Raw genomic sequence first — 11,684 nt, 5'->3', positions numbered from 1 at the left:
TAGATTTATGAGCGAGTTTACTTTACAGGAGTCTGCTACCACGAGTTACTGGACTAATAAAATAAAAAATGCAGGAGGCGCATCCTTCTACAATATATTGCCGCTTCCCGGTCATGCAAAACGACAGCAATATACGCTGCGGTTTCCTGCGGCGCTGTCGGCTGCAGTTATCCATGCTGCAAAAGATAAAGACATCAATATCTATAAACTGGCAATGGCCGCATTGTATATCGTGCTCGGCAAATACAGTCAACGCCCGGAGCTGTTACTTACTACAGGCGGTGTGCGTATTGACGAAGAGTTGCCTATAAGTGAACCTGCCTTGTTGTTTTTTGCCGTATCCTACGAGGAAGAGATGTCAGCAAGGGAGCTGTTGAAACAAATACACCTGGAACTGGAAGCCAATATTATCCAACGTGATTATGATTTTTCCAGACTTGCAGCAGTATTGAAAGAAGAGCAGCAGGAGTGGGCAAAGTATGCTTTTACTACAGGCTTCGGTTACGATCCGGTTACCATTTTGCAGGAGGAATTATATCAGACAGATATATTTTTCCTTTTCAGCCGGGATGAGGAGGGGCTTACATTACAGCTGGATTATAATGCTGCATTGTATGAAGATGTATATCTTTCTCTACTGGGTGGGCATCTTCTTAAAACACTGGAAATTATCAGTCATGATCTTTCTACGCCTGTAGGGAATATTAATTTCATTACAGCAGGGGATCACCAGTTTATTCATGGCAGTTTTAATGATACTGCCGTGGCTTTCTGTGAGCAGGCTGTGATAGAACAGTTTGAGCAACAAGCCCTGTTTACACCTGATAGTATAGCGGTTAAAAGTGGTGATGTAATACTTACTTATAGAGAGTTGAATGAACGTGCCAACCAGGTGGCTTATTATCTGAAACAGGAGCGCGGTTTACTCCATCAGGATAAAGTAGCGCTGATGGTAAATCGTTCTGAAAAAATCATCATCGGTATTATTGGTATTCTCAAAGCCGGCGGGGTATACATTCCGATCGACCTGAGTTCACCGCCTGAGCGTGTGCGGTTTTTCCTGGAAGACAGTGAATGCGCTATTGTGCTGACGGAAAAAACATTGATAGAACAAACGCCGGATGCCGCTGCCCTCGGATATGTAGCGATTGATGAGCTAACTGATGAGAGAGCGGATAATCCTGTTATTCAGCGTGATCCGCATGAACTGGCCTACATGATCTATACGTCAGGTACTACCGGGAAACCAAAAGGGGCGATGATTCATCACCTGGGCCTGGCCAATCATGTGAGCTGGTTCCGTAAACGGTTTGCCATTACACCGGCAGACAGCACCATGCTCATTAACTCCTACAGCTTTGATGGCTGTTATAGTTATATATGGGCTACATTGACTGCTGGCGCCACACTTCACGTGCCTAACGATAGCTTTTTTGATCCGGAAAAAACGTTGAGGTATATTAAACAGGAGGGTATCACCTTCCTGAAAATGGTGCCTTCTACTTTTGGTGTGCTGGTAAACAGTGCCACTTTTGATGAGGATCCGTTGGTATGTAGTTCAGTGCGTATGATCAAGCAGGGAGGGGAAACCATCAACGTAAAAAACCTCCGTAAGTATCTTCAGCGTTATCCGCACGCTGAATTGGGTAATCACTATGGTGCCACCGAAAGCACCATTGGCTCTGTGGCCTGGTGGATGCGGGAACATAGTATCGATGATTTTGCCCGTCAGCCGGTGTTGGGAAAACCATTTGATAATCAGCGGGTATATATTCTGAACAGCAGGAATGAACTGCTGCCGGTAGGCGTGCCCGGTGAAATTTGCATTGGTGGCGTAGGTGTTGGCAAAGGATATTATAACCGGGAAGAACTGACAGCGCGTAAGTTCATCGATGATCCTTTTTCTCCCGGAGGAAAATTATATAAAACAGGAGATCATGGCCGCTGGCTACCTTCGGGTACGCTGGAATTTTTTGGCCGTATCGATAACCAGGTTAAAATAAGAGGATATCGCATTGAACTGGATGAGGTAGCGGAAACGCTGAAAGCTTATCCGGATGTACGTGATGCGATAGTGCTGGTATATACTAAAGATGGACAGGATCAGCTGGCGGCATATATAGTAACAGACAATGAACCGCATATCCCGGCGTTGCAGGAGTTTATGAAAGGCAGGTTGCCAGAGTATATGCTTCCCGTATATTATATACCGTTAGCACGGATTCCGTTAACACCCAACGGTAAAATAGATAAACGCGCCTTGCCGGATGCCGGCGACTACCGCCCACAATTCCAGGGAGCAGCGGTTGCCCCGCGTACTGCAACAGAAGCGTTGCTGCTACAGATCTGGGAAACGCTGCTGGACATTTCAGGCGTGGGGGTAACAGATAACTTTTTTGAGATAGGAGGACACTCGCTGAAGGCCACACAGCTCATCGCGCAGATCCATAAAAAAATGCAGGTGCTGCTGCCTTTAAGGGAAGTCTTTTTGCACGCTACTATTGAAGAGCAGGCGGTGTTGATAGATGCCAGCGGCAAAGATGGTTTTGCCGACATTCTGCCGGTAGGTGAGCAGGAAGATTACAGGCTGTCGCATGCACAACAGCGAATGTGGTTGCTGGCAGCAATGGAAGAAGCACAAACCAGTTATAATATTCCACATGCTGCCGTGCTGGAAGGCAACATCGATGTAGAAGCGTTCCGTCATGCACTGGATGCACTGGTGACAAGGCATGAAATATTGCGTACCGTATTCATCACAAAAAACGGAGTACCAGGGCAACAAGTGCGAACCCTAGCTGATTCAGGTTTTACGCTGGTGTATAAAGATCTGCAATCTGAACCGGAACGCGAAAGCATAGCCGCCGATATTGCAGCAGCAGAAGCAGGAACTGTGTTTGACCTGGAGAAGGGACCACTGGTAAGAGCCGTGTTGTTGCGGCTTTCCGGCAACAGGTTTACTTTTCTGTTTACATTGCATCATATCATTTCCGATGGATGGTCTACACAGGTATTTTTCTCAGATATACTTAATCTGTATTACGCTTTCAGTAAAAAAGAAGCCGCCTTACCTGAGCCGCTTCCCATACAATACAAAGACTTTGCGGCCTGGCAGCGGGAATTGTTGTCTGGATCTGCTGGCGCAAAGTATCGGGAATACTGGCTTCGCAAGTTAGGTGGTGAACGGCCGGTACTGGAATTGCCGGCAGATTTTATCCGCCCCAGGGTAATGACCTTTAACGGAGATTATATTTCCAGCCACTTATCGGGTGATGTACAGCAAAAGCTGCTGCAATATGCTGCTGCTAATAACCTGAGTCTGTACATGGTACTGATGGGTGCCGTAAAAACGCTGTTATACCGCTATACAGGGCAGCAGGACCTGATAGTGGGTACACCGGTAGCCGGACGGGAACACGTGAGCCTGGCGAACCAGATAGGCTGTTATGTGAATACACTGGCTATCCGCTCAAAGATCAGTAATGGAGCATCTTTCGACGACTTTGTAAAAACAGATATCAGGGATAGTTTGCTGGAAGGATATCAGCACCAGGCATATCCGTTTGATCAGCTGATAGATGATCTGCAACTGGAAAGAGATATGAGCCGCTCTCCACTGTTCAATGTAATGGTGGTGATGCAGAATAATAACAGCACCCGCAACGCGCTGCTGGATATGAATGAGCTGAAAGCTTATCCTTTTAACAACCAGCGCCCTGTCAGCAAGTTTGATCTGACCATAGATTTTGAAGAAACCAATGAAGGGCTGGTACTGGGCATTGAATATTACACGGATCTTTTTGCTGCACCACGCATCAATCGTATGCTGGGGCATTTGGGAAATATTATCCATGCCATAGCGGACAATCCGTATGAGCTACTGGATGATATAGATTATATGACGGGAGAAGAGCAGCAGGAGATCAGCTCTTTTAACGGAAGTTTCACGCCATCGTCTTCCGCTCTTACAGTACATCATGTTTTTGAAAAGATGGCTGCGCAATACGCAGATGCCGTTGCATTGGAAGATGAACGGTCTGCCTGGACCTATGCGCAGTTGAATAATCGCGCCAACCAGCTGGCAGCAGCCTTATCGCCGTATGCAGTCAGGGAAGGAGTAGTAGCAGTGGTCATGGGTCGCGGTGCGGATTTTGTGACCGCCATGCTGGCTATCTTAAAAGCTGGTTGCGCTTACCTGCCGATAGAGTCCCATACGCCTGTAGAACGCATCACCCAACTGCTGGAATATACGGAGGCAGTAGCTGTGATCACAGACGATGAAACTATTTTTTCGCATCTGCAAAGCAGGGCAGGTGTGTTGTATTTACCGGACATAGACCTGGATGCAAATGCAGCTGTAACACCGGAGTTGCCGGTGGTAGATGGTAATTCATTGGCCTATGTGATGTTTACCTCCGGCACAACAGGTAAGCCCAAGGGGGTGATGATAGAACATCATAGTATTATTAACCTTGTCAGGGAAAACCCTCCGTCCGTTATCACTGAAAAGGACAGGATACTCCAGACGGGGGCGTTGTCTTTTGATGCAGCTACACTGGAAATATGGGGAGCATTGCTGAATGGCGCAAGGGTGATTGTGCTGGGGCTGCAGCATCTGCTGGATCCTTCCACCATGGCCGCCACGCTCCGTGAGAAGCAGGTGACATTGGCCTTTTTTACTACTTCCTGGTTAAATCAGCTCATAGATCATGACCCGCTGATGTTTATGCCATTACAGCATATATACACCGGTGGGGAACAACTATCGGTATCGCATATACGTAAATTAATAGCGCAATGCCCGGCGGTGCGTGTCATGAATCTTTATGGCCCTACAGAAATAACTACTTACTGCACCTGCACGGAAATGAACGGATATAGCGGTGGCCCGGTATCAATAGGGCAGCCTATAAAGAATGACCTGGTATTGATTGTAGATCGTCGCGGGAAACCGGTACCCAAAGGTATTCCTGGTGAGATGTTGCTGGGTGGTGCCGGGTTAAGCCGGGGGTATATACAGGATGAAATACGTACTGCACAGCAGTTTATTACACTTGCTGGTGACCGTTTTTATAAATCAGGTGACCAGGCCCGCTGGACAGAAAATGGGGGCATTGAATTTATTGGCCGTATAGATGAACAGGTGAAGATTCGTGGTTACCGGGTAGAGCCGGATGAAGTGGCTACTGTATTGCAATCGCATCCTGCCGTAAAAGAAGGGATCGTGATTGTACACCGTAAGAGCAATGGAGATAAAATACTGGCAGGCTACTATACGCTCACGGAAACGGCTACACGGGATGAAATCAAAAGCTATCTCGGTAAATTATTGCCTGCTTACATGGTGCCTGATTCACTGATCGTACTGGACAGGATACCACTGAATGCCAACGGTAAAACAGATCGCAACGCCTTACCGGAACCGCAGCTGGTAACTGAAGCCTATCAGGAGGCCCGCAATGAAACCGAACAGGCGCTGGTGACCATCTGGGAAAGATTATTAGGGGTATCACCGATAGGGATATACGATAATTTCTTTGCACTGGGAGGACACTCACTATTGGCAACAAGACTGGTATCAGCGATCCGTAGTGAGATGAACCGGGCAGTGACTGTAAAGGAACTATTCATACAACAAACGATTGCTACATTGGCGCCGCTGCTGGAAGCTCCCGTGAAGGAGAAGCTACCAGCTATCAGTCGCTATACCGGCAAGGGTAGGGTGCCATTGTCTTTTGCACAGGAGCGCCTTTGGTTTATTGACCAGCTGGAAGGCAGCGTGCAATATCATATGCCGGTGCTCTTGCGATTGAAAGGAACATTGGATACCGCCGGCCTGACACATGCCCTGCGTGAAATGATAGACCGGCATGAAGTGCTGAGAACCGTGATCCTGCAGGAAGATGGCCGGGGCTATCAACAAACGCGGGACAGTAATGAGTGGCAGCTGACGCTGACAAATGATACTGCTTATTCCGATCCTGCATTATTACATGCTGCCGTAGAAGAATGGGTGGCGGCACCTTTCGACCTGTCTGCCGACTTCATGCTGCGCGCAAGGCTGATAAAAGTCGCCGAAATGGAACATGTATTGCTGATCGTGATGCATCACATTGCTACGGATGGCTGGTCTATGGGTATTATTATCCGTGAACTGACGGAATTATATAATGCATATACCACACAGCGTACCGCTGTATTACCGGTATTATCCGTACAATATACCGACTTTGCCATCTGGCAGCGCCGGCATTTTTCCGGTGACATACTGGATAAACAGTTACAATACTGGAAACATAAACTGGATGAAGTAACCCCGCTTAATCTGCTGACAGATTATGCGCGTCCTGCTATACAAAGCGCACGTGGCTCCTACGTTACCTTCCATATAGATGCTGCACTGACAGCGCAACTACAGGAACTGAGCAGGCAACAGGAGGCAACCCTCTTTATGACTTTGCTGGCTGCATTCAAAGTATTGCTGCACCGTTATACTGGTCAGGATGATATCAGTGTGGGAGCACCGATAGCCGGCAGAACACAACAGGAGGTGGAACAACTGGTGGGCTTCTTTGTAAATACCCTGGTGCTGCGCAGTGACCTGAGCGGTAATCCTTCTTTCCTGCAATTATTACAACAGGTAAAAGAAACTACCCTGGAAGCCTACGACCACCAGGACGTGCCTTTTGAAAAGGTAGTAGATGAAGTAGTGGTTTCCCGCGAGCTAAGCAGAAGCCCTCTTTTTCAGGCCGTATTTGCCCTGCAGAATGCCCCCCGTGCAAACGGTATGGACCTGGGAGGAATACAGTTATCCGAAGAAGATATCGAGCAGACTACTGCGAAAACAGACATCAGTTTTTCCATGGAAGAAACGCCGGAAGGATTACAGGGCAGTGTGGTATACTGCGCAGATCTGTTCAGGCAGGACACCATTGTACAATTGCTGGCGCATTTCAAACAATTATTACAGGCCATCGCAACGGCTCCTGCTACTACCATAGGATCACTGCCGCTGTTATCTGAAGCGGAAAAACAGCAGCTACAGGATTTCAATAAAACGATACCCGGATTCGATATCCCTGCCAACGCAAATATCCTCTCGGTATTTGCACAACAGGTGGCCTTGTATCCGCAAAATCCCGCACTCGTATACGAAGATATTACCTTAACCTACAACGAGCTGGATACGCGTTCCAATCGCTTTGCACACTATCTGCGTCAACTGGGTGTTGGCCCCGATACACTGGTGCCGGTATGCCTGGAGCGCTCACCGGAAATGATCATTGGCATCATAGGTATTTTGAAGGCCGGCGCGGCCTATTTACCTATTGATCCGGCATATCCGGCAGAAAGGATATTATACACGCTGGAAGACAGCGGTGCTGACATCCTGCTGAGCAGCAAGGCCTGCGAAGGTCTGGTGAATTATCCGGAACATATCCGGGTGATAAAAGCAGACAGCGATTGGGATGCCATCAGCCAAACAACGGATCAGCCGTTGGATATACCATCGGTAAATAATCAATTGGCCTATGTCATCTATACCTCCGGCAGTACAGGAAAGCCGAAGGGGGTGCAGCTGGAGCACAAAGGCGTAGTAAACATGGTGCAAGGGCAAACAACAGCGCTGAGATTGAAGCCCGGACTGAGAATGCTGCAATTTTCTTCCTTTGGCTTTGATGCTTTCTGTTACGAGCTGTTTTGCATGCTCCTCAGCGGCGGCTGCCTGGTGCTGCCCAAACGGGAAGATTTATTGTCAGCAGAGGGTTTTGAAGCTGTGGTAGACAGACACCAGGTAGAACTGGTGGTGTTACCGCCTTCTTATCAGCGGGCCGTCAGGGAGAGAACAGGTACACTACATACCATCGTTTCGGCAGGAGAGGCGCTGAATACAGAAGATGCGCGTTACTTCAAAGAAAAAGGTATCCGCCTTATTAACGCTTACGGACCTACGGAAAATACAATCATCGCTACCTATACAGATGATCCGGTGAAGCCACATGCTGTTGTGATAGGGGTGCCGGTACCTAATGTACAGGTGTATATCGCAGACCGGTATAATAACCTGTGTCCGATAGGAGTGGCTGGTGAAATATGCATAGGAGGAGATTCACTGGCACGGGGTTATCTGCACCGGGATGACCTGAATGCAGAGAAATTTGTCGGCAATATTTTTAATTCCGGTGCTGCCGGAAAGTGCTATCGTGCCGGTGATCTGGGACGTTGGTTGCCTGATGGCAACATTGAGTTCCTGGGCAGGATAGACGACCAGGTGAAGATCCGTGGCTATCGCATAGAGCTGGGAGAAATCAATACAGTATTATTGCAATCTCCGTTGGTAAGAGAAGGAATAGTGGTGGTACATAAAAACAGCCGCCACAAAATGCGGCTGATAGGTTATGTGGTGCCGGAAGGACCATTCGATAAGGAGGGCATCCTCACTTACCTGAAAGGTCAGCTACCAGACTACATGGTACCATCGTTGCTGATAGAAATGGCAGCATTGCCGGTAACTACCAGTGGTAAAATAGACCGGCGCGCATTGCCCAACCCCGATGAAGCTGCCTTCTCTGAGCATACCTATACCGCTCCCAGGAATGAAACGGAGCGGGAACTGGCCCGTATCTGGCAGGAACTGTTGAGAGTAGAACGGGTAGGCATATACGATAATTTCTTTGAGCTGGGTGGAGATTCCATCATCACCATACAGATGGTGAGCAGGGCCCGCCGGGCAGGTTACGTACTGCATCCGAGAGACCTGTTCCTGCATCAGCAGATCGCTGCGCTGGCAGGCGCGGTAACTACCAGCAGAGAGGTGATAACAGAACAAGGTATCCTCACCGGTGAAGCAGGGTTGCTACCGATTCAGCAATGGTTCTTTGACCAGTCGTTCGCCGAAAAAGATCATTTCAATCAGGCTATCCTGCTGAATATTGATAAAGCACTAGACGTAAGCAAACTGGATGCAGTAGCCGCCGCGCTGGCCGAACGTCACGATGTGTTGCGCTGCCGCTATCGCAGGAAGGATGACCGTTGGATACAGGAATATGGTTACCTGTTGTCAGGCGTCACCAGCGAAGAGGCCGCAGATGAAACGGCGATAACAGCCATATGCCAGCACTACCAGGAACAACTGGATATAAGCGCAGGTAAAATCTGGCAGTGCGTATTGATAAAAACACCGCATTCAGATGCCCATCACCGCTTGTTCATCGTTATCCATCACCTTGCGGTAGATGGTGTGTCATGGCGTATTATACTGGAAGACCTGATGATATACCTGGATGCAGTTACCAAAGGACAGGTATTGCAGCCGGCTTCTAAAACTTCCTCTGTTCGCCAGTGGCAGCAGGCACTTTGCCGTTATGCCATAGCACCGGCTACGGTGGCAGAGCTGTCATACTGGAAACATATCGTAAACGGGTATACGCCGCTGCCTGTGTCTAAAGACATACAAGAAGTATTGCGTAAAGAAACCGATACACATACCGTGCTGCTATCAGAAACGGCTACACGTCATTTGCTGGGTAAGGTGCAGCAGGTATATAATACCGGCATAAACGATTGGCTGCTGGCTGCCCTGGCTTATACCATCGGTAACTGGACCGGCAACAATAAAGTATTGATTACCCTGGAAGGCCATGGCAGAGAAGCCATCGCCCCCGAACTGGATACTACACAAACGGTGGGTTGGTTCACCAATATGTACCCGGTATTGCTGGAAGTGCCAGACAGCGCTTCCACAGCGCTGATAAGATCTGTGAAAGAACAGTTACGGATGGTGCCGGCAAAAGGCATGAGCTATGCTGCTCTCCGTTATCTGCATCCGGACGATGCTGTCAGAAAAAGTTTACATCTGCCGGCTACTGATATTCTTTTTAATTACCTCGGACAGCTGGATAATTTACTCCACGCAGATGGAGATCTCAGCCTGTCAGATGAATCTACCGGCGATGCGGTAAGTGGCAACAATGCCTTCAACAGCAAGCTGGAAATTACGGCTTCCGTATCAGGAGGACAGCTATATATTTCCTGGACTTATAGTCCGGATCAATACGACCCGGCTGAAATCACCCAACTCGCTCAAAGCAATATTTCTTTGCTGGAGGAACTGATTGCCGCTGCCGCTGTACAGGAAACGGCGGCGCCTACGCCATCTGACTATGGTTTATCCGGCCTGCTCAGTATACAGCAGCTGGACAGCTTCCAGGCAGCGCAGCAGGATGGAAGTTTACATGAAACACAGCTGCGTACATTATACCAGCTAAGCCCCTTGCAATCGGAAATGTACCGTTACTGCCGTTCATCGGTGAATGCAGGCACTTACATCATCCAGGTAGGTTTTGAAGTTTCCTTCCCTCATATCCAGCTGATGAAAAAAGCCTGGGAACATGTTATTGCACGTCACAGCATTTTGCGTACGGCTTTTCATGATGTGGGAGGTACGCCGCTACAAGCCGTATACAGCCCGGTGCGTCTGCCTTTCGCAGAACTGGACTATAGCGGTCTTACACCTGCGGAGCTGGAAAAAGCACTGGCCGCCTTCCTGCTGAAAGATAAATGTACCGACTTTGACATGGCTACGCCGCCACTCATGCGGGTTACATTTATTCAGTTGCCAGGTGGCAACACCAGGATGGTATGGACCTGTCATCATGTCATTATGGATGGCTGGTCTATGCCGGTAGTAATAGATGAATGGCTCTCTGCCTGTAACGCCCTGTTGAAAGGCGATGCCATCAGCAGTGGAACAGCCGATCAGTATGAAGCATTTATCCGTTTTCACGATACAACCGATCGTCACACAACAGCGGCTTTCTGGAAGCAGCACCTGAAAGGCATTACAGCACCTAAATGGTTGCCTTTTGCGGATGATCGCCCCGACAGAAATAAGCTGCCGGGAGTGTTTAACGATGTACGATTAGTACTTGATGAAACCATCACGTCCGATATGCAGCAGTTTGCACAAACGCATCACATCACGGTAAATACACTGATACAGGGTGTTTGGGCTACGCTGTTGTACCGGTATAACCGCAATAGAAAAGTAGTATTTGGAGCTACTGTTTCTATCCGGCCGGCAGAAATAGACCAGGTGGAACAAAAGGTGGGCCCTTATATCAACATCATTCCATTACGTGCAGATGTAACGGCTTTGCCGTTGGCAGACTGGCTCCGCGAGTTGCAGGATACACATAGTCTTTCCCGTAGTTATCAGCATGCAGGATTGGCTGATATCCGTACCTGGACAAACATCAAGGACGACCTGTTCGACAGCGTACTATTCTTTGAGAACTATCCACTGGGAGAAGTCAGTGAAAAAGAGGAACAGCAACCGGAGATCCTTCACCTGGAGATGAGTGAGCATAATAATTACCTGTTGTCTGTTTTTGTGGGAGTAGGCAGTGAGCTGGTGGTTCGTTTTAATTATAACAGCAGCTTATTGAGTGATGTCAGCGTTAACATCATCAGCGGACATTTTAAAACAATGCTGTTGCAGCTACTGAAAAACCCGGACAAGCCGGTTACACAATTCCGGCTCATCACACCACAGCAGCTGAAATCAGCCTTTGACGCAACTGGTATCGGACAACGAAAAAGAATATCATTGTCTGCAACTTCCAGCGAAAAACCCCGTAAATCAAAATAAGTCATCACCACCGCTAATCAACAAAAAAATGAGC

At 48.3% G+C, this 11,684-nt stretch carries 1 protein-coding gene and 2 pseudogenes; all 3 read left to right on the top strand.

The features are described 5' to 3' along the window. Window positions 1-7 precede the first annotated feature (7 nt). Window positions 8-7,030, top strand: a pseudogene (locus AB4Z08_RS28695) (amino acid adenylation domain-containing protein); the annotation flags it as partial. Between the two features lie 87 nt (window positions 7,031-7,117). Further along, window positions 7,118-8,515, top strand: a pseudogene (locus AB4Z08_RS28690) (non-ribosomal peptide synthetase); the annotation flags it as partial. After that, entirely contained in the window at window positions 8,495-11,650 is a 3,156-nt protein-coding gene (locus tag AB4Z08_RS28685; RefSeq protein WP_441577270.1) for a condensation domain-containing protein, read from the top strand. The pseudogene AB4Z08_RS28690 and the gene AB4Z08_RS28685, both read left to right, overlap by 21 nt. The last annotated feature ends 34 nt before the right edge of the window (window positions 11,651-11,684 follow it).

It is taken from the genome of Chitinophaga sp. RAB17 (assembly GCF_052114225.1).
Lineage (GTDB): Bacteria > Bacteroidota > Bacteroidia > Chitinophagales > Chitinophagaceae > Chitinophaga.
Note: the sequence above shows the minus strand (reverse complement) of the source record. Positions and strands in the feature narration are given on the sequence as shown.